The sequence below is a fragment of the Plantactinospora mayteni genome (genome assembly GCF_016862935.1).
GTDB lineage: Bacteria > Actinomycetota > Actinomycetes > Mycobacteriales > Micromonosporaceae > Plantactinospora > Plantactinospora mayteni.
This window is the reverse complement of record NZ_BONX01000004.1, coordinates 1-18,563: the sequence shown is the minus strand read 5'-3', so window position 1 is coordinate 18,563 and position 18,563 is coordinate 1. Positions and strand designations below refer to the sequence as shown.

Sequence of the window (18,563 nt, the reverse complement as noted above, 5' to 3'; positions counted from 1 at the left end):
GGACCGGTCCGACTACTCGCCGGACGGTGCGGTGAGCTGCACGCCCAGCCGTACCGGGGTGCCGAAGTTGGGGGTGCCGTCACTGTTCCAGCTGAACTTCTGGGCCCGGGTCGAACGGTTCATGTCGCAGCCGCCGCTCGCCGAGTCGTTCGCGTGGTAGACGATCCAGTCCTCGGTCCCGTCCGGCGACCTGAAGAAACCGTTGTGGCCGGGCGCGAAGACGCCGTTCGCGTCGTTGCGCTGGAAGACCGGGTTGGGACTCTTGGTCCAGGACGACGCGCTCAGCGGATTGCCGCCGGTCAGGGTGAGCAGGCCGAGCTTGTAGTCCGGTCCCCAGCAGGCGCTGGCCGAATAGACGATCATCGTCCGGCCGTTCCGGTAGAGCGGCTCCGGCCCCTCCGCCACCGCACCGGTCTGCCGTTCCCAGCTCAGCGTCGGTGAGGTCAGCCGGACCCGGGAGCCGCTGATCGTCCACGGGTTGCTGAGCGGGGTGATGAACAGGCTCTGCCCGTAGCTGCCGCCGGCGTTGTAGGTGCCGAGCAGGTAGAGGCTGTTGTTCACCCGCAGCACGCTGGCGTCGAGTTGCCAGTCGCCGCCCAGGTCGGCCTTGAAGGTGTACGGCCCCAGCGGGTCGGTGCCGGCGCTCTCCAGTACGTGCAGCCGCTGGGTCGGGTTGTAGTCGCCGACGTTCTGCCCGGCCACGTAGTAGAGGTACCACCGGTTGCCGTTCGGCCCGTTGATCAGGTGGAACTCCGGCGCCCACATGTTGCAGCAGCCGTTCGGCCGGCCGGCGAGGTTGAAGACCACCTGGTCGGGGGCGCTGGCCAGCCCGCCGAGGGTCGGGGAGCGCCGCATCGTGATCGTCGAGTTCCAGGTGGTGGTGGCGAGGTAGTAGTAGCCGTTGTAGTGCTGGAGCCACGGGTCCGGCCCGTTCCGCTTGATCGGGTTGGTGAAGGTGCCCGGCGTCGGGTTGCCGCCGCCGACCGAGCCGACGTTGACCATCTGCCACTGCTGGTTGGCGCCGTCCAGGTCCTGGTACTGCGAGACCATCGCACCGTCCGCTGTGGACCACTCCCAGACGTCCAGCGCCTTCCCACTGGCCCGGTTGATCAGGCGTACGTAGCCGCCGGCCGAGTCGGCCAGCCGGAAGTGCTGCCGGCTATTGCCGCTGTCGGCGTTCTGCACCAACTGCACCCCGTCGTTCGAGTTCGGCAGTTCCAGCACCTTGCCGCTGTGCCGGGACTGCACCTTGTAGTAACCACCGCCGGCGTCCAGGAACCGCCACTGCTGCCAGTTGCCGTCGTTGCGCGCGTACTGGTTGATCGGGGCGCCGTCGTTGGTGGCCAGGTTGTAGACGTCGAGGGCCTTGCCGCTGTGCCGGTTGACCAGTACGTAGTAGACGTTCGGGTCGGCGGTGGCGGCCGAGGCCGGCGCGGCGGCGACGAGCACGCCGGTGCCGGCGACCAGGCCGGCGACGCCGGCGGCGAGCCCGGCCCGCCAGTGGGCCCGGCGCGAGTGCGCTGTCATTGGGGTACTCCCTACGGGTCGATGCGTCAGTAGACGTACGGCCAGCCGGCCGAGTCGTAGCCGATCCGGTTGATGCCGAGCAGCGAGGCGCCGTTGTTCGCGTAGTAGTGGTAGACGAGGAGGTCGCCGTCGGTGTCGGAGAGCACCGTCTGGTGGCCCGGCCCGTGGATGTCGCCGTGCGAGGCGAGCACCTGGGTACCGCCGCCGGAGGTGAGCGCGGTGCCGTTCCGGTCGACGAACGGTCCGGTCACGCTGGTGGAGCGCCCCACCATGACCCGGTACGTGCTGGCCGCGCCCTGGCAGCAGCGGTCGAAGGAGACGTACAGGTAGTAGTAGCTGCCCCGCTTGACCAGCGTCGGCGCCTCGATCGCGCCGCCGCCCCGGCCGGCGATGCTCCGGATCGTGCTGTCCGCGCGCTTGCCGGTGGCCGGGTCCAGCGCGACCAGCTTGAGCCCGGACCAGAACGAGCCGAAGGCCAGCCACCAGCGCCCCTGGTCGTCCACGATCAGGTTCGGGTCGATCGCGTTGAAGTTGTCCGACGTCTGCGACTCGATGACCAGGCCCCGGTCGGTCCAACTGCCGGAGTTGCCGGTCGGGCTGGTGGCCAGGAAGATCGCCGACCGGTTCGAGCCGAAGGTGGAGGCCGAGTAGTAGAGGTAGTACTGGTTGTTCCGGTACGAGATGTCCGGCGCCCAGAGGTTGCGGCTGCCTCCGGTGTAGCCGGTGGTCCACGGGGCGCCGTTCGGGAAGACCGACCCGGCGTTGCGGTACGCGATCCGGTCGGTCGAGGTCTTCAGCGAGATGTCGTTCCCGGTGTGCGCCACCAGGTAGTCGCCGCCAGGCCGGCGGACCACGGTCGGGTCGTGTACCCCGACGTCCCCGGTCACCCGCATCGGCGCCGGGTAGGCGGCTGGCGGCGTACCCGGGCCACCGGTGGGGGTCGGGGTGCCGGGTCCGCCGACCGAGCCGACCCGGACCAGTTGCCACTGCTGGTTGGCGCCGCCCAGGTCGGCGTACTGGCTGATCCGGCCGCCGTCGGCGGTGGACCACTCCCAGACGTCGAGGGCCTTGTTGCTGTTCCGGTTGATCAGCCGGACGTACCCGCCGTCCGAGTCGGCGAGCCGGAACTGCTGGTCGGTGCTGCCCTGGTCGGTCCACTGGATCACCTCCGCGCCGTCGGCGCTGGAGGAGTCCCGGATGTCGAGGACCTTGCCGCTGTGCCGGGAGCGGAGCCGGTGGTAGCCGCCGCCCGAGTCGACGAACTGCCACTGCTGCCAGGCGCCGTCGTTGCGGGCCCACTGCACGATCCGGCCACCGTCGGCGGTGGACCGGTCGTAGACGTCGAGGGCCTTGCCGCTGTGCCGGGACACCAGGACGTACCAGGCGTTCGGGTCGACGGTCGCGGCCGAGGCCGACCGGACCGATACGGTGAGCACGGCGCCGACGAGCGTGGCGGCGACCGCGATGGCGGTGGCGGTGCGGAGGAGCCGGGCTCGGCCCGGCGTCGTGGGTCGGCGGGAAGCGGGGGCTTCCATTGTCTTCCTTCCGTCGGTCCGTCCGTGGACGGTGCCGAGCCTGCGGGTGCCGTGGGACGACGGTGCCCCGCGGGTTGGCCGGGGTGGTCGAGGCGGTGGATCGTCCGGCGTCCGGTGGGTGCGCTCGGGCGCCGGCTCGCCGATGAGGTGCCGGCGGGCGCTGCCGCAGGGCCCGGGTGCCGGCGCGCGGCGGTGTCGCGGTGTCACTCGGCCCGGACGTATCGATGATGTTCGCGCTAACATCCTTCGATGTCAAGGCGGGAATCCTCGTTCTCGCTGGAGGCGGCAGAGCCTTGACTCCCATCGATGTTAGCGGTCACACTGTCGCCGCGGACCATCGCCGCGTCCCGGCGGCCCGGCTGGGCGGAGCCCCGCCCGGCGGCGGACGCCGACGCACCGGAGAGTCGTGATGCTGACTATCCGGCAGGTTGGCAAAGCAGTTTCGGCTGGTGAGCACTGGTCTCGGTAAGGATGGAGGTATGCCTTCGCCACTGTCCAAGCCCCGCCATGCCGTGGTCGTCGGCGGGAGCTTCGCCGGCCTCTGCATCGCGCGTACCCTCGCCGATTTCGTCGAGCGGGTGACCGTACTCGACCGGGACCGCTTTCCGGACGGGCCTCGGCTGCGTACGGGCATTCCGCAGGCACGTCACCTGCACGTCCTGGTCACCTCGGGACAGCGCGCCCTCGACCGGCTCTTTCCCGGCCTGATGGCCGAACTCTACGACCGTGGCGCGGTCCCGGTCGCCGCGCCGACCGACCTGCTGTCGCTGAGCCCGTACGGCTGGCGGGAGCGCTTTCCGGCCACCCACACCCTGGTCGGGGCCAGCCGGGAACTGCTGGACTGGACCATCCGGCAGCGGCTCGCCGCCGACGGGCGGATCCGGTTCGAGACCGCCCGGGAGGTGGTCGGACTGCTGTCCGGCGAGGACGGCGGCTCGGTCGCCGGGGTGGAACTGCGGATCCGCAACGGTGGACCCGAGATCCACCGCTGCGAGGCCGACCTGGTCGTCGACGCCAGCGGGCGCGGTTCGCACAGCCCCGAGTGGCTGGCCGCGCTGGGCTACGGGCGGCCGGCGGAGACCAGGATCGACGCCGGGCTGGGCTACGCGAGCCGACGGTACCGGCTTGCCCCGGGCGTCGCGGACGGCTGGAAGAACATCATGGTGATGCCGAAGCCGCCGCAGGTCACCCGGGCCGGGGTGCTCTATCCGATCGAGAACGGCCGCTGGATGGTGACCCTCGGCGGGTTCGGCGGCGAGGTCCCGCCCACCGACGAGGCGGGCTTCCTGGAGTTCACCCGTAACCTGCGCAGTCCGTTGATCTACGAGGCGATCCGGGACGCCGAGCCGGACGGGCCGATCCACGGGTTCCGGCGGACCGCCAACCACCGCCGGCACTACGAGACGATGCCGCGCTGGCCGGAGGGGTTCCTGGTGGTCGGGGACGCCGCCTGCGCGTTCAACCCGGTCTACGGGCAGGGGATGAGCGTCGCCGCGCAGACCGCGGTGGTGCTCGGCCTGCACCTGCGGGCCCACCGGGGGCGGTTCGGCCGGGCCGCCCAGGCCGCGGTGGCCGGGTGCAGTGCCACCGCGTGGACCATCGCCACCGGTACCGACCTGCGGTTCTCCGCCCCCGGCGCGGTCCGGCCGGGGCGGCGTGGCCGGCTCTCGTACTGGTATCTGGACCGGGCCTCGGACGTGGCCGACCGGGACGCGTACGTGCTGCGGGTGCTGACCGACGTGCAGCATCTGGTCCGGCCGCCGGCCGCGCTGGCGCATCCGAGGGTGGCACTGCGGGTGCTGCGCGGCCCGACCCGCCCGCCGCTGTCGGCGCCGCCGGTCACGGCTCCGGGGCGGCCGGCGCCCGGACGGTGAGCCTCCCGCCCGTCAGGGTGTCGGCTCGGCCGGCGCCCGGACGGTGAGTACCCCGGCCAGGTCGATGTCGTCGGCCCGGCCGGCGAAGCCGGACTCCGAGATCAGCCGGGCGCCGAGGACCGTACTCCAGAAGGTACGCGCCTCGACGTCGGCGGGACGGTCGATCACCCAGCCGTGCCGGTCGAGGATGGCGCCGAGATAGCTCTGCGCCTTGCGGAACAGCACGGCGAGGCTCTGCTCGGCCACCGGTCGCAGCTCCGGCCGACGTCGGGTGATCGACATCGCCTGTACCGCGATCGGCACCGCGGGCAGCGTCAGCGCGCTCCGGGCCAACGCGGTACGGAACGCGGCCGGGGTACGCCGGCGTCGGCCGACCGGCTCCAGTCGTTCGGCGTCCCGGAGCAGCAGCATGAACGCGGCGTGCACGAACAGTCCGTCCTTCGAGCCGAAGTAGTAGGTGATCTGGTTCGGGTGGGCCGAGGCGGCGGTGGCGATCTCGGCCACGCTGACGGCGTCGAAGCCGCGCTCGGCGAAGAGCGCCGCGGCGTGTTCGAGGATCTGCGCCCGGGTACGCCGACCACGGGCCCGGGGCGGCTCGGTGGACATGCCATAGTTGTATGCGATACAACTAACGGCAGACAAGCCGCCACACCGCGAAGACGACGAGGAGACAGCATGAGCGGCCGGGACGTTGTCGTCACCGGACTCGGCGCGACCACCCCGCTCGGCGGGGACGTCGACTCCCTCTGGCAGGGCATGCTCGCCGGGCGCTCCGGCGTACGCCGGATCGACGACCTGGTGGCGTCGTTCCCGCACACCGACGACCTGCCGACCAGGATCGCCGCTCCGATGGCCGTCTCGCCGGACTCGGTGCTGACCCGGGTGCAGGCCCGCCGGATGGACCGCTGCCAGCAGGCCGCGCTGGTCGCCGCCCGGCAGGCCTGGGCCGACGCCGGCAGTCCCGAGGTCGATCCGCTCCGCCTGGCGGTGGTGGTCGGCACCGGGATCGGCGGCGTCAACATCCTGCTGGCCCAGGACGACCTGCTGGAGCAGAAGGGCCCGGCCCGGATCTCCCCGCTCACCGTGCCGATGTTGATGCCGAACGGGCCGGCCGCCTGGGTCAGCCTGGAGTTCGGCGCCCGGGCCGGCGTCTACACCACCGTCTCGGCCTGCGCCTCCGGTGCCGAGGCGCTCGCGCTGGCCGTCCGGCTGATCCGCTCCGGCGAGGCCGACGTGGTGATCGCCGGTGGCGCGGAGGCGGCGATCGCCCCGCTGACCATCGCCGGTTTCGCCCAGGCGCGGACGCTGTCGAAGCGCAACGACGAGCCGGAGCGGGCCTCCCGACCGTTCGACGTGGACCGGGACGGCTTCGTGCTCGGCGAGGGTGCCGGGGTGATGATCCTGGAGCGGGCCGACTTCGCGGCGGGCCGGGGTGCCCGGCCGCGCGGCCGGCTCGCCGGCTACGGCATCACCGCCGACGCGCACCACATCACCGGTCCGGACCCGACCGGTGCCGGGCAGATCCGGGCGATCCGTAACGCCGTGGCCGACGCCGGGCTGCGACCGGGTGACGTCGGGCACGTCAACTGCCACGCCACGTCCACGGTGGTCGGCGACGTCGGCGAGGCGAGCGCGATCCAGCAGGCGCTCGGCGACGACGTCGTACTCACCGCGCCGAAGTCGAGCCTCGGGCACCTGGTCGGCGCGGCCGGGGCGGTGGAGGGGATCGTCACCCTGCTGTCGGTCGCCAACGGCGTCATCCCGCCCACACTCAACCTGGACCGCAAGGCTCCCGAGGTCCGGTTGGAGGTGGTCGGCGACGGGCCGCGCGAGCAGCGGATCGACGCCGCGATCTGCAACTCGTTCGGCTTCGGCGGGCAGAACGTCTCGCTGCTCTTCACCGCCAACTGACGGCGGCTCCGTCTGGCGCCCGAGGTCTCGCCGTTGTCCTCGTCACCGGCGAGCCAGAAGGCACGGGGAGGTTGAAAAGTTTCACTGCGGTTGGTTGAATTCGGCAATTGCCTACTGTCGATCTTGGAGCGTCCGCCGTGTCTGTCTCCCGCCGCGCCGTCCTGTCGACGATCCCCGCCGCCGGCCTGCTGGCGCTGGCCGAACCGCTGCGGGCCAGAGCCGCCACCCCACCGGGACGGGTCGCCGCCGACCATGCCGTGCTGCTCGGCAACACGGTCGCGGTCTTCGCGGGTACCGCCGAGTCGAACGGGCGGCCCGAGGTTGCCGCCAAGCTCGCGGCCATCGACTCGACGGCCCGGGCCCGGCTCGACGCGCTGACCGGTGCCGGGCCGGGCGAGCTGTTCCGGGGCGTACCGCTGGGCAGCAGCGACCCCAACCTGACCACGTCGTTCCAGTACCTCTACGAGATCGCGCTGGCCACCCGGGTCCCCGGCGGCACCCTCGACGGCGACACCGCACTTCGGCACCGGGTGATCGACGGGCTCGGCTGGCTGCACGAGCGCTACTACGGCGACCAGTCGACCGGCTACTACGGCAACTGGCACAACTGGGAGATCGGCATCTCGAACCACGTCAGCCGGACCCTGGTGCTGCTCGCGGCCGAGGTGGCGGCGTACCGGCCGGAGCTGGTCGGGAGCTATCTGGCGTCGATGGACGCGTACCTGCGCAACGGGAAGGACGGTGACGTCGACCTCGACTCGCGGTTCCACACCGGCGCCAACCTCGCCGACATCGCGACGAACCGGATCCTCCAGGGTGCCGTACTCGGCGACGACGCCCGGATCAGCAAGGCCCTCGCCGACCAGCTCACCGTCTTCGCCACCATCGACCCGTACGCGCTGGAGCACGGCGTCACCGACGGCTACTACGCCGACGGGTCGTTCATCCAGCACGCCTCGGTCGCCTACACCGGGGCGTACGGGAAGAACCTGCTGACCCGGGTGGTGCAGACCATCAAGATCCTCCAAGGTACCGGCTACGTCCAGGGCGCCGACCTGGTCGACGTGGTCCGGGGCTGGGTGGTCGACGGGTTCGCCCCGCTGATCTTCGAGGGCTGGATGATGGAGATCGTCAAGGGTCGGGCGGTCTCCCGGACCACCACCGGCTACGCCGACGTGGCCAACGTGGTGGAGGCGGTCGTCGACCTCTCCGGGCACGCCACCGGCGCCGACGCCCGGGCGCTGGCCGGCTATGTCAAGTTCGTCCGGCAGACCTCCCGGGCCGCGCTCAACCCGAGCACCTTCGTCTCACCGGTCAGCATCGCCCGCTACGCCGACATCCTGGCCGACGCCACGATCCCGGCGGCCGACCTGAACCCGGAGCGGCGCAGCGTCGCGTTCAACGCGATGGACCGGACCGTGCACCGCCGCCCCGGCTACGCCTTCGCGCTGGCCCGCAGCTCGGACCGGATCAGCAAGTACGAGTACATGAGCGGGGAGAACCTGACGCCGTGGTTCCAGGGGGACGGGGCGTACTACCTCTACCTCGCCGGACAGGACCAGACCCAGGCGTACGGGGTGGACTACTTCACCACCGTCTCGCCGTACCGGCTGGCCGGGGTGACCGCGCCGGTCGAGCACCGGCACACCGTCCCCGAGCTGTACGGCACCGCCTGGTACGACAACCCGGCGCTCGGCTTCACCTCCTCCTCGGAGTCGCAGAACACCTACGTCTACTTCCCGCGCGGCACCAACGGGTTCTCCGGCGGCGCCACCCTCGACAGCTACGGAGCCGCCGGGCTGGTCCAGTCCGACGACGCCGCGTACGCCGCGAAGCGGGCCGGCCGGCTGCCGGACGACTTCGTCGCGTACCGGAACGCCGTGGCCACCAAGTCGTGGTTCCTCTTCGACGACGAGATCGTGGTGCTCGCCGCCGGGGTCGGCGACCTGGCCGGAAGGGCGGTCAGCACGACTGTCGACAGCCGGATCGCCGAGGAGTCCGATCCGGTGACGGTGACCGGACGGCTCCGCGACGGCCGAAGCTTCACCGGCACCGGCACCGGCACCGGCAGCGGCACCGGCAGCGCCACCGCCCCACTGGCCTGGCTGCGCTACGCCAACGCCGCCCAGCAGACCTCGGTCGGCTACGTCTTCCTGGCCGGGCCAGCGCCGACCGTCACCGCCGAGGTGGTGACCCGGAGTCGGCGGGTGGTCCGGACCGCCAACCCGGACACGATGGTGCGGAAGCGGGTCTTCGCCGTCTCGGTGGAGCAGGCCGCCGGTGCGCCGCTCGGCTCGCTGGCGTACGCCCTGCTGCCGAACGCCTCGGAGCAGCGGCTGCGGGCGTACCCGGGCGGGCCGGTCGTGGTGTTGACCAACAGCACCCGGTGCCAGGCCGTCCGGCACGCCGGGCTGGGGCTGGTCGCCGCGAACGCCTTCACGCCCGGCCGGCACACCGCCGACCGGCTGGTGGTCGACGGCCCGGCCTCGGTGTTGTTCCGGCAGGACCGCGACGGCACCGCCTCGGTCGCGGTCGCCGATCCGACGATGGACCGCGACACGGTCTCGGTGACGCTGCGCGGGCGCTGGCGCCGGGTGGTCTCGGCCGACGACGGGATCCGGGTCCGCCGGGTTCCCGGCGGTACCCGGATCGAGGCCCGCACCCGCCAGGCGTACGGTCACAGCCTCCGGGTGACCCTGCGCTGACGGTGAGGATGCCGCTGTCGGTGATCCGCGCCGGTTCGGGCCTACCCGACCGGCGTCGGAGTCCTCTCCACCGTGTAGTCGAGCAGGACGAGCCGCCGGTCGAGTACCTCGGTGGTGGCGAGCCGCAGGTCGAGGTCGGGCAGGCCGGCCAGCATCCGCTCCTCGCCGCTCTCGCCGAGCACCTGCGGGAACACCAGCAGGCGCAGCCGGTCCACCAGGCCGAGCCGGAACAGGCTGCGGACCAGCGAGAGGCTGCCGATCACCCGGAGCGGGTCGCCGGGGGCGTCCTTGAGCGCGGGTACGGCCACCTCGACGTCCTCGGCCACCACCGACGTGTTCTGCCAGCTCAGCGGGGCCCGCAACGACTTGGAGAAGACCAGCTTGGGCAACTCCGCCATCCGCTTGGACGACTGGTCGTCGCCACCGCTGTATTCCGCCAACGCCCGGTAGGTGTTGCTGCCCATCAGCATCACCTGTGGACGGGCCGACTGCTCGTCGATCCACGCCTGGAGGTCCGGGCCGTCGTAGCCGAAGTAGGCGGGGGAGTCGCGACCCCGGAGCCAGCCGTCGACGGTACTGAACAGGTCCACCGTCAGTTCTCGCATCGGGTTCTCCGTCCCGCCCTCAGGAGAGCTTCGCCAGGTACGCCGCCAGGGCCTCGTACGACTCCCGGGCGCCGTCCTCCATGCCGGAGGCGACCAGGCCGTCACGCTCCTCCTTGGTGTCGAACCGGGTGACGCTGGTGACCGTCGTCCTGCCGTCCTGCTCGGTCAGCTCCAGCGTCTCCACGCAGACGTGTCCGGGCATGCCCTCGAACTCGAAGGTCTGCACGATCCGCTCCGGCGCCTGGATCTCCCGGTATTCGCCCCGGAACGCGTACTCGCCGTCCGGGGCGTGCTCGACGAAGCGGTAGCTGCCGCCGGGGCGGAAGTCCATCTCGCAGTCGAGCGGGTTGCCCCGGCCCCACCAGTGCTTCACGTGCTCGCACGCCGCGTGCGCCTCGAAGACGAGCGCGCGCGGTGCCTCGAAGACGCGCACCATCTTGATCTCCAGGTCGGACGGCAGGGTCACCGTCAGGTTCTCGCTCATCTCACTCCTCCGGTCGCGTTTCGTCCTTCTGCAGCTGTCGCAGGTATTCGCCGAGCTGGTCGTAGCGCTGCTTCCAAAACCGCTGGTAGCCGGCGATCCAGTCGGCCACCTCGCGCAGTGGCTCCGCGTCGAGTCGGCACGGTCGCCACTGCGCCTCCCTGCCCCGGCTGATCAGCCCGGCCCGTTCCAGCACCTTCAGGTGCTTGGAGACGGCCTGGAGGCTGATCGGGAACGGCTCGGCGATCTGGTTGACCGTCGCCTCCCCCTCCGCGAGCCGGGCCAGGATGGCCCGCCGGGTCGGGTCGGCGAGGGCGCTGAACACCTCGCTCAGCCGGTCCACTCGGTCCGCCTTTCTCAACCGCTCGGTTAATCAACTTGTAGGTTGAATATGGCGCCCGCAGCAGCTCGTGTCAACCCCTTCCGGGCCGTCGGCGTCGCCGGGACTAACTACGGGTACGCGGCAGGCAGCACTTCTTGTACTTGCTGCCCGAGCCGCACCAGCACGCCTCGTTCCGCTCCGGCGGCCAGGAAAGCTGCCCGCCCCGCTCGGCCAGCTCCGCCGCGTAGCCGGCCCGGGTCGACGCCTCGGTCGGCTCCGCGCCGGTGCGCCCGGCGTATCCGGCCAACTCCTCGGTCGAGCCGCGCAGCGGGCCGAGCCCGACCTGACCCGCATCGGTCAGCCGGACCAGCTCCCGCTGGACCCGGCCCCGGTGCTCGGCCCAGTCCCGGCCGACCGACTCGGCCAGGTCGGGCCAGCGCGACAGCACCGCGTCGAACTCGCCCTGCGGCAGGAACAGCCGCGCCTCCGGCCCAGGCTCGGCCGCCGCCGTGGTGGCGTTGCGGAACAGTTCGTTCTCCAGCCGGTCGGCCAGGTTGTCGTTCTGGTCGTGCGGCAGGTCGAGTTCGCGGCGTACCCGGTGTCGTTGCTGGAGCAGGAAGAAGAGGAGTCCGGAGGCTTCCTGGGCGGTCGGCTCCGCGATCACGGTCGCGTCGGTGGTGTCCGTCGCGGCGCCCTCTGCCGGGGCGGCCCGGTCGCGCAGCGCGCTCTCCACCGCCTCGGTCAGCCACTGCTCGGCCAGGTCGGTCCGGCCCCCGACGTCCAGCGCCGCGCTGAGGTAGGCGGCGGCGTCCGGCTGGGAGCCGAGCAGTGGGCGCAGCGCGGTGAGTTCGGCGAGCGCCTGGTCGGCACGACCGGCCCGGAACAGGATCCGGGCGTGCAGCGCGCGGGCGAAACCGGCGTCCGGCTCGGTGCTGTCCCGGTACGCCTGGACGGCGCGGTCCGCGTACCGCTGGGCGGCGTCGATTTTCGCCCGGGTCTCGGCGATCTCGGCGGCCAGCGTCAGCGCCCGGCCGGCGTCCGCCGGATCGGCGAGCCGCCCCTGTTCGACCGCCTCGGCCAACTCGGCGGCGATGCCCAGCGGGTCGGCCGCGCCGAGCGCGGACTGTCGCAGCCCGGTCAGGTCTGCGCTGGTGAGAACGTCTTTCGTCGGCACGGTTTCACCGTACTGCGGTAGTCGGGCGCAACCCGACCAGTCGGGGTGTAACCCGCCACACGTGCCCGCCTGGGTGACCGTGGGCGGATTGCCGAGGCCGGGCCAAGCGCACCTTGGATCGGCTGGCGATGGGCGGCCCGAGCGCGATCGCCTCGCCGTCCAGCACCAGCTCGCGGGCCGGCAGGGTGGCCGGATCCGGCCAACCGGCGTCTCTTCCGGCGGGGTGGCCGGCGGCGTTAACCTGCCTGAAACGATTCAGGCAGGAGGCAGGGGTGAGCCAGCCCAGCGCCGACCATACCGCCGAGCACACCGGCACCGACCCGGGGCTCCCAGGTCCTGGAGAATCTGCGGCAGGCTCCGGACTGTCCCGCCGAGGGCTGCTCGGTACCGGAGGTGCGCTCGCCCTCGGCGCCACCGCGTCCGGAGCCGCCCTCGGCGCGTTCGGCGACACCGTGGGCACCGCCGCGTCGGCGGCCGGCAAGCCGGACGCAGCCATCGCCCCGACCGGGCTGCTCACCTCCCTGCTGGACGATCCACTGGGGATCGCGGCCGAGTACCCCCGGCTGAGCTGGATCGTGCCGGCGCTCGGCCGGGCGCCCCGGCAGTACGCCTACCAGGTGCAGGTCGCGCACACCACGACCGAACTGTCCCGCCGGGGCGGGGTGGTCTGGGACAGTGGCCGGGTCCGCTCGGCCGACTCCACCGCCGTGCCGTACGCCGGGCCGCCGCTGCGATCCGGCTCGGTCTACCACTGGCGGGTGCGTACCTGGGCGGATCCGGGGCGGGTCTCGCAGTGGTCCGCGCCGCAGCGGCTGGTCACCGCCTCCGGGGACACCTGGGTAGCCGAGCCGATCTGGGTACCGGACGGCACGATCCGGCTCGGCGACGGCAGCTTCGAGGTGTCGGTCACCATCACCTCGGTCGCCGCCAGCCTCTGGTTCCGGGCCCAGAACACCGCCAACAACTACCTCTGGCAACTTCGGGCCGGCACCCCGGGGGTGCTGCGTACGCACGTGCAGCGCAACGGCAGCTACACCGTGCTGGCGGACCGGCCGCTCACCGAGCCGGTACCGGTCGGCACCCCGCTGCGGCTGCGGGTCGAACTCGCCGGCCCGACGATCCGGACCTACCTCGGCGACGTACTTGTCGACACCACTGTGGACGGCACGTACGCCGCCGGGAGCATCGGGTTCCGCAACGGGAGTACCGAGTCGCAGCGGTTCCACTCGGCCAGCTTCACCGACCCGTCCGGTGCGGTGCTGGTGCGGGAGGACTTCTCGACCGGGCCGGGGGTGTTCGCCCCGGGCGGCACGGTCGCCGGTGGTGACCTGGTCGTCGACCGGGGACAGTCGGTGCTGGCGACGCTCGGCGAGAGCAACGACTGGGTGCTGCTGCGTACCGAGGTGGTGCTGCCGCGCAAGCCGGTCGCCGCCGGCTACGTCTACGCGACCGGGCAGTCGCCCGAGCCCACCCGGCAGTACGTCTACCAGCTCCGGGTCAACGACGAGATCGCCGGGGTCGGCCCGGTCCGGGCGATGGCCGGCGAGGCCCGCTACCAGACCCACGACGTGACCGGCCTGCTGCGGCCGGGCCGCAACGCGCTCGCCGCGCTCTGCTACTCCGCGCAGGAGCGCGCCTTCCTCGCCCAGCTCGTCGTGGTCTACACCGACGGCACCCGGCAGGTCTTCGGCACCGGCCCCGGCTGGCGGGTCCGCCGGGCCGGGGCGTGGCGGCCACCGGCCGGCTTCACCGGCGGGGGCTTCTACCAGGCGCCGCAGGAATACCTGGACGCCCGGCGCGAACCGGTCGGCTGGACCCGCGCCGGGTTCGACGACTCCGGCTGGCAGCCGGCGGTCGCCGCCCCGCTGACCCGGCCGCTGGCACCGGCCTGGGTCGGCAACCTGGAATACCACTACCGGCGGCCGGTCGCGGTGCACCGGCTCGAACCGGGCCGCTGGCTCTTCGACCTCGGTCAGGAGGTGGTCGGCGGACTCCGGCTCTCGGTGCGCGGGGTCGCCGGGCAGACCGTCGAGGTCCGGCTCGGCGAGGAGCGGACCGAGACCGGTGCCCGGTACAACCTGCGGGCCGGGCAGACCTACCGCGAGGTCTGGACCCTGCGGGACGGCTGGCAGCGGCTCGAACACTGGGGGTACCGGGGCTTCCGCTGGATCGAGCTGGTCGCCGATCCGGCGTTGGAGCTGTCCGGGGCGGTGGAGGCGGCGGTGCTGACACTGCCCTGGCGGGACGGGGACGCGGCGTTCGAGAGTTCCGATCCCGACCTGGACCGGGTCTGGGCGATGTGCCGGTACTCGATCGAGGCGACCCGGCAGGACGTCTACCAGGACACCCCGACCCGGGAACGCGGCCCGTACGAGGGCGACGCGATCATCAACCAGCTCTCCGAGTACGCCACCCAGCGGTCGTACGCGCTGGCCCGCTACTCCACCTCCTACCTGGTGCGGCGGCCGACCTGGCCGGCCGAGTACCGGTTGCAGACCGTGCTCACCGCCTGGCAGGACTACCTGGCCACCGGTGACCCGTCGAACCTGGCCGCCGACTACGACCTCTTCGTCGACCGCCAGCTCGACGAGGCGCTGAACGCCGCCGGACTGGTGGAGAAGAATCCGGGCGGCTCCAGCCAGTCCAACGCCGACCTGGTCGACTGGCCGGCGAGCAACCGCGACGGGTACGTCTTCACCCGGGTCAACACCGTGGTCAACGCCTGGCAGTACGCCGCCTTCGAGGCGCTGTCCCGGATCGCCGGGGTGCTCGACCGTCCCGCCGACCGCCAGCGGTACGCCGAACTGGCCGCCCGGCTGCGTGCCGCGCTCAACGCCGCGCTGCTCGACCCGGTGGCCGGTGCGTACCGCGACGGGGTCGGCACCGAGCACCGGGCCCAGCACGCCACGGTGTTTCCGCTGGCCCTAGGGGTGGCGGAGGATCAGCACGTCCGGGCGCTGGGGGAGGGGCTGGCGGCCGGCGGGATGCGGGTCAGTGTCTACGGGGCGCAGTTCCTGCTGGAGGCGCTCTATCGGGCCGGTCTGGCCGACGCCGCGCACGCGTTGCTGACCAGTCGGGCGCAGTCCTCCTGGCTGCACATGATGGACGACCTCGGCGCCACCGTCGTGATGGAGGCATGGGACCCGTCGATCAAGCCGAACACCACGTTCTCGCACGCCTGGGGATCCGCGCCGGCCAACATCGTGCCCCGGTTCGTCGCCGGGGTCCGCCCGCTCGCCCCCGGTGCCCGCGAGGTGCTGGTCGCCCCGCAACCCGGCCCGCTGCGCTGGCTGCGCGCGACCGTCCCGACGATACGCGGCCCGGTCGGAGTGCGGCTCGACCGGCGCTCCGGACCACACCTCGACCGAGGCTCCGGGCCGCACCCGTCCGGCACGTCGGAGCTGTCCGTCACGCTGCCGCCGAACGTCACCGGGCGGATCGAACTGGACCTCGCCCAGTTCGGCGTCTCCGAGGCCCGGAAGGTGCGGGTGCGCTCCGACGGGCGGGCACCGGAGCGCTCGGTGGTCGCCGGCCGGCTCGTGCTGACCCGGGTCGAGCCGGGCGCGACCGTCCTCGACTGGCCGGACCGGCACTGAACCTTCGCCACGGCAAAAGGAGCGCCACATGTCACGACGCCGACGATCCGCCCGGCTGGGCACCGCCCTGGTGGTCACCGCCGTACTCGTGCCGGGGAGTGTGCTCGCCGCCGCCCCGCCGGCACTGGCGACCCGGGGACACGCTCCGGGCACGCCGACCGGCCTGACCGTCGACGACCGGGTACGGCCGCTGAACGTCGAGGGCACGCCCCGGTTCGACTGGCTACCCCAGGACGACGACCCGGGCGAGACGCAGACCGCGTACCGGTTGACGGTCTCGGCGGCCGACGGTGCCCTGCGCTGGGACTCCGGCAAGGTCCACTCCGCCCAGCAGTCCTATGTGTCCTATGGCGGCCCGGCGCTGGCGCCCGGCACGGCTTACCAGTGGACGGTGCGGACCTGGGACCGGACCGGCCGCAGTTCGCCGGCCGGCAGCGGCAGCTTCGAGACCGGCATCTCCGACGCCCAGTGGGAGGGGGCGAACTGGATCCGCCGGGTCACCGGGGACGCCGACGACTACACGCTGGCCCGTACCGAGGTGTCGATCGGGCGCAGCCGGGTGGTCCGGGCCCGCGCCTACACCGCCGCCGACCACACCTACGAGTTGTATCTCAACGGCCGGCGGGCCGACCGGGGCACCTCGTTCGGCTACCCGGGCGAGGACTACTACCAGGCCGCCGACGTGACCGACCTGGTCAGGGCGGGCAAGCCGCTCGCGATCGGCGTCCGCTACCACTGGTACGGCAGCGGCCAGGGCCGCCCCGCCGGCACTCCCGGGCTGCTGCTGAAGCTGGTCGTCGAGCACGCCGACGGTACCCGCGCGGTGCACGTCACCGACGGGACCTGGCAGGTCGCCCGGGACAGCCTCTTCCCCGCCGGATCCGGCCGGCGCAACGGCGAGGGGGACCGGATCGAGCGGCAGGACGCCCGCGCCGAGATCGTCGGCTGGACCGCGCCCGGTTACGACGACTCCGCCGCGCCCTGGGTACCGGCCGTGGTGGTGGGGGCGCATCCGACGGCGGCGTACCCGCGTCTGGTCGGCCAGGAGACCCGGCTCGCCGAGCGGACCGTCAAGCCGGTCGCGCTGACCACCACCGCCGACGGCACGGTGGTCGCGGACTTCGGCGTGGTGATCCCGGCCCGCCCGGCGGTACGGTTCGACGCCGGGGTCGCCGGCCGGACCGTGCCGATCCGGGCCGGCTACGACCTGAACCCGACCACCGGCCGGGTGGAGACCTCCACCCTGCTCTCCCAGGGCACCGACATGAGCTTCCCCTACACCCAGTCCGACGGGAAGCAGGAGTTCCGGGCCTTCACCCATCTCGGCTTCCGCTATCTGGAGATGCCGGGCGCCGGCGAGAAGATCGGCCGGGACGACGTCTCGGCGGTGCTGGTGCACACCGACACCCCGGCCGGCCGGGAGGGGAGTTTCCGCAGCTCCGACCGCACCCTCGACGCGGTGTGGGAGTTGCTGAAGCGGTCGGCGATCTATTCGGTGCAGGAGGCGTTCGTCGACACCCCGACCCGGGAGAAGGGCCAGTTCCTCGGCGACGCGGCGGACATCTCGTACGCCACCATGGGCGCCTTCGGCGAGCGGGACGCCACTCAGCAGGCGATCCGGGAGTTCCTGCACTCCGCCACGCGCTACTGGAACACCGGCAACGACCTGGGCCGGTACAACGCGGTCTATCCGAACGGGGACGGCAAGCGGGACATCCCCGACTACTCGCTGATGTTCGTGGACTGGGTCTGGCGCTACTACTCCGAGACCGGGGACGCGGGCCTGCTCGCCGAGGCGTACCCGTCGATCCGGAACACCGCCGACTACGTGCTCCGGCACATCCCGGCCGACGGGCCGACCGCCGGCCTGGTCACCCGGCTCTCCGGCGGCAGCGGCGCCTACCAGTACGGCATCGTCGACTGGCCCGAGCCGGGCCGGTTCGGCTACGACATGAGCGCCGCCGCCCGGACCACCATCAACGCCCAGGGCGTGGACGTGCTGCGTACTGCCGCGCGGATGGCCGAGGCGCTGGGCCGGCCGGCCGGGGAGGCGGCCGGTTACCAGGCTCGGGCGGACGCCCTGGTCGACACGATGAACGCCAAGCTGCGCCGCCCGGACGGCGTCTACGTCGACGGCCTCGCCGACACCGGCGAGCAGAGCACGCACGCCGGCCAGCACAGCACCTCGTACGCGATCGCGCACGGTGTGGCGCCGCGGGTCGACCATCCGGCGCTGGCCGGATATCTCGCGTCGCTCGGCATGAAGCAGGGGCCGATGACGGCGCACTGGCTGCTGGCCGCGCTCGGCGAGGCGGGCCGGCCGGACGCCGTACTCGACCTGCTGACCAACCCGGACGACCTGGGCTGGGCCAACATCCTCGCCCAGGGCGGCACCTTCACCTGGGAAGCCTGGACCCTCGACCCGGGCACCAACTTCAGCCAGTCGCACGGCTGGGGTGCGCAGGCGGTGGTCGACGTCCAGGAGACCCTGCTCGGGGTGCGTACCGCCACGCCGGGCGCCGGGCGGGTCGACGTCGTGCCCCCGGCGACCGGCCTGGCGTACGCCGCCGGGACCGTGCACACCCAGCGCGGTCCGGTGGCCGTGGACTGGCGTCGCAGCGGTGCCGGGCTGCGGGTCGAACTGGAGGTACCGGTCAACGTGACGGCCAGGGTCGCCCTGCCGGTACTGCCGGGCCGGTCCTACCGGGCGACCGGGCCGAGCCCGGCGACCTTCGTCGGGATCGAGGACGGTCGTGCCGTCTTCGAGGTCGGCTCCGGCCGCTCCGTCTTCCACCCGACCGGCCGTACCCACTGATCTCGACCGCCGTTGTGA

12 protein-coding genes are annotated in these 18,563 nt (G+C 72.5%); 5 read left to right on the top strand and 7 right to left on the bottom strand.

Annotated features, from left to right (window positions below):
• Positions 1–12 precede the first annotated feature (12 nt).
• Entirely contained in the window at positions 13–1,527 is a 1,515-nt protein-coding gene (locus Pma05_RS03700; RefSeq protein WP_203855850.1) for a family 43 glycosylhydrolase, read from the bottom strand.
• Between the two features lie 26 nt (positions 1,528–1,553).
• A complete protein-coding gene (locus tag Pma05_RS03695; protein ID WP_203855849.1) occupies positions 1,554–3,062 on the bottom strand; it encodes a family 43 glycosylhydrolase in 1,509 nt (502 codons plus the stop codon).
• 479 nt (positions 3,063–3,541) lie between these two features.
• Here Pma05_RS03695 and Pma05_RS03690 point away from each other — a divergent pair, with 479 nt between their 5' ends.
• Positions 3,542–4,936 carry an FAD-dependent oxidoreductase gene (locus tag Pma05_RS03690; RefSeq protein WP_203855848.1) on the top strand — a complete coding sequence of 465 codons (1,395 nt, stop codon included), beginning with the start codon at positions 3,542–3,544 and terminating at the stop codon, positions 4,934–4,936.
• Between the two features lie 12 nt (positions 4,937–4,948).
• Here the strand turns inward: Pma05_RS03690 and Pma05_RS03685 are convergent, their stop codons facing one another.
• Positions 4,949–5,542, bottom strand: a complete 594-nt coding sequence (locus tag Pma05_RS03685) for a TetR/AcrR family transcriptional regulator C-terminal domain-containing protein (RefSeq protein ID WP_203855847.1) — start codon at positions 5,540–5,542, stop codon at positions 4,949–4,951.
• 69 nt (positions 5,543–5,611) lie between these two features.
• Between Pma05_RS03685 and Pma05_RS03680 the strand changes: the two genes are divergently transcribed.
• Together Pma05_RS03680 and Pma05_RS03675 are read left to right on the top strand one after the other, a co-directional pair.
• Complete coding sequence (locus tag Pma05_RS03680) at positions 5,612–6,847, top strand: beta-ketoacyl-[acyl-carrier-protein] synthase family protein (protein WP_203855846.1); 1,236 nt, start codon at positions 5,612–5,614, stop codon at positions 6,845–6,847.
• A 137-nt stretch (positions 6,848–6,984) separates the two neighbouring features.
• Positions 6,985–9,552, top strand: a complete 2,568-nt coding sequence (locus Pma05_RS03675) for a polysaccharide lyase family 8 super-sandwich domain-containing protein (RefSeq protein WP_203855845.1) — start codon at positions 6,985–6,987, stop codon at positions 9,550–9,552.
• 41 nt (positions 9,553–9,593) lie between these two features.
• Here the strand turns inward: Pma05_RS03675 and Pma05_RS03670 are convergent, their stop codons facing one another.
• The 4 genes from Pma05_RS03670 to Pma05_RS03655 all read right to left on the bottom strand — a co-directional run bounded on the left by Pma05_RS03670 (position 9,594) and on the right by Pma05_RS03655 (position 12,134).
• Positions 9,594–10,157, bottom strand: coding sequence for a dihydrofolate reductase family protein (locus Pma05_RS03670; RefSeq protein ID WP_203855844.1), 564 nt, complete (start codon positions 10,155–10,157; stop codon positions 9,594–9,596).
• A gap of 19 nt (positions 10,158–10,176) precedes the next feature.
• Positions 10,177–10,641 carry an SRPBCC family protein gene (locus Pma05_RS03665; RefSeq protein ID WP_203855843.1) on the bottom strand — a complete coding sequence of 155 codons (465 nt, stop codon included), beginning with the start codon at positions 10,639–10,641 and terminating at the stop codon, positions 10,177–10,179.
• A 1-nt stretch (position 10,642) separates the two neighbouring features.
• The gene (locus Pma05_RS03660) at positions 10,643–10,981 is read right to left on the bottom strand and encodes an ArsR/SmtB family transcription factor (RefSeq protein ID WP_203855842.1); all 339 of its coding nucleotides are present in this window, start codon (positions 10,979–10,981) and stop codon (positions 10,643–10,645) included.
• Positions 10,982–11,084: 103 nt separating this feature from the next.
• Positions 11,085–12,134: an SEC-C domain-containing protein gene (locus tag Pma05_RS03655; protein WP_203855841.1), complete on the bottom strand. Its 1,050-nt coding sequence runs from the start codon at positions 12,132–12,134 to the stop codon at positions 11,085–11,087.
• Positions 12,135–12,406: 272 nt separating this feature from the next.
• On the opposite strand from Pma05_RS03655, the gene Pma05_RS03650 reads away from it, so the two are divergent.
• Positions 12,407–15,730, top strand: a complete 3,324-nt coding sequence (locus tag Pma05_RS03650; RefSeq protein ID WP_203855840.1) for a family 78 glycoside hydrolase catalytic domain — start codon at positions 12,407–12,409, stop codon at positions 15,728–15,730.
• Positions 15,731–15,758: 28 nt separating this feature from the next.
• A complete protein-coding gene (locus Pma05_RS03645) occupies positions 15,759–18,545 on the top strand; it encodes a family 78 glycoside hydrolase catalytic domain (protein ID WP_203855839.1) in 2,787 nt (928 codons plus the stop codon).
• Positions 18,546–18,563 lie beyond the last annotated feature (18 nt).

What these genes read in the sequence shown, in the direction of transcription:
- Pma05_RS03665 (WP_203855843.1), bottom strand. Translation starts at nt 10,641, where the DNA reads ATGAGCGAGAACCTGACGGTGACCCTGCCGTCCGACCTGGAGATCAAG.
- Pma05_RS03700 (WP_203855850.1), bottom strand. Translation starts at nt 1,527, where the DNA reads ATGACAGCGCACTCGCGCCGGGCCCACTGGCGGGCCGGGCTCGCCGCC.
- Pma05_RS03685 (WP_203855847.1), bottom strand. Translation starts at nt 5,542, where the DNA reads ATGTCCACCGAGCCGCCCCGGGCCCGTGGTCGGCGTACCCGGGCGCAG.
- Pma05_RS03670 (WP_203855844.1), bottom strand. Translation starts at nt 10,157, where the DNA reads ATGCGAGAACTGACGGTGGACCTGTTCAGTACCGTCGACGGCTGGCTC.
- Pma05_RS03695 (WP_203855849.1), bottom strand. Translation starts at nt 3,062, where the DNA reads ATGGAAGCCCCCGCTTCCCGCCGACCCACGACGCCGGGCCGAGCCCGG.
- Pma05_RS03690 (WP_203855848.1), top strand. Translation starts at nt 3,542, where the DNA reads ATGCCTTCGCCACTGTCCAAGCCCCGCCATGCCGTGGTCGTCGGCGGG.
- Pma05_RS03680 (WP_203855846.1), top strand. Translation starts at nt 5,612, where the DNA reads ATGAGCGGCCGGGACGTTGTCGTCACCGGACTCGGCGCGACCACCCCG.
- Pma05_RS03645 (WP_203855839.1), top strand. Translation starts at nt 15,759, where the DNA reads ATGTCACGACGCCGACGATCCGCCCGGCTGGGCACCGCCCTGGTGGTC.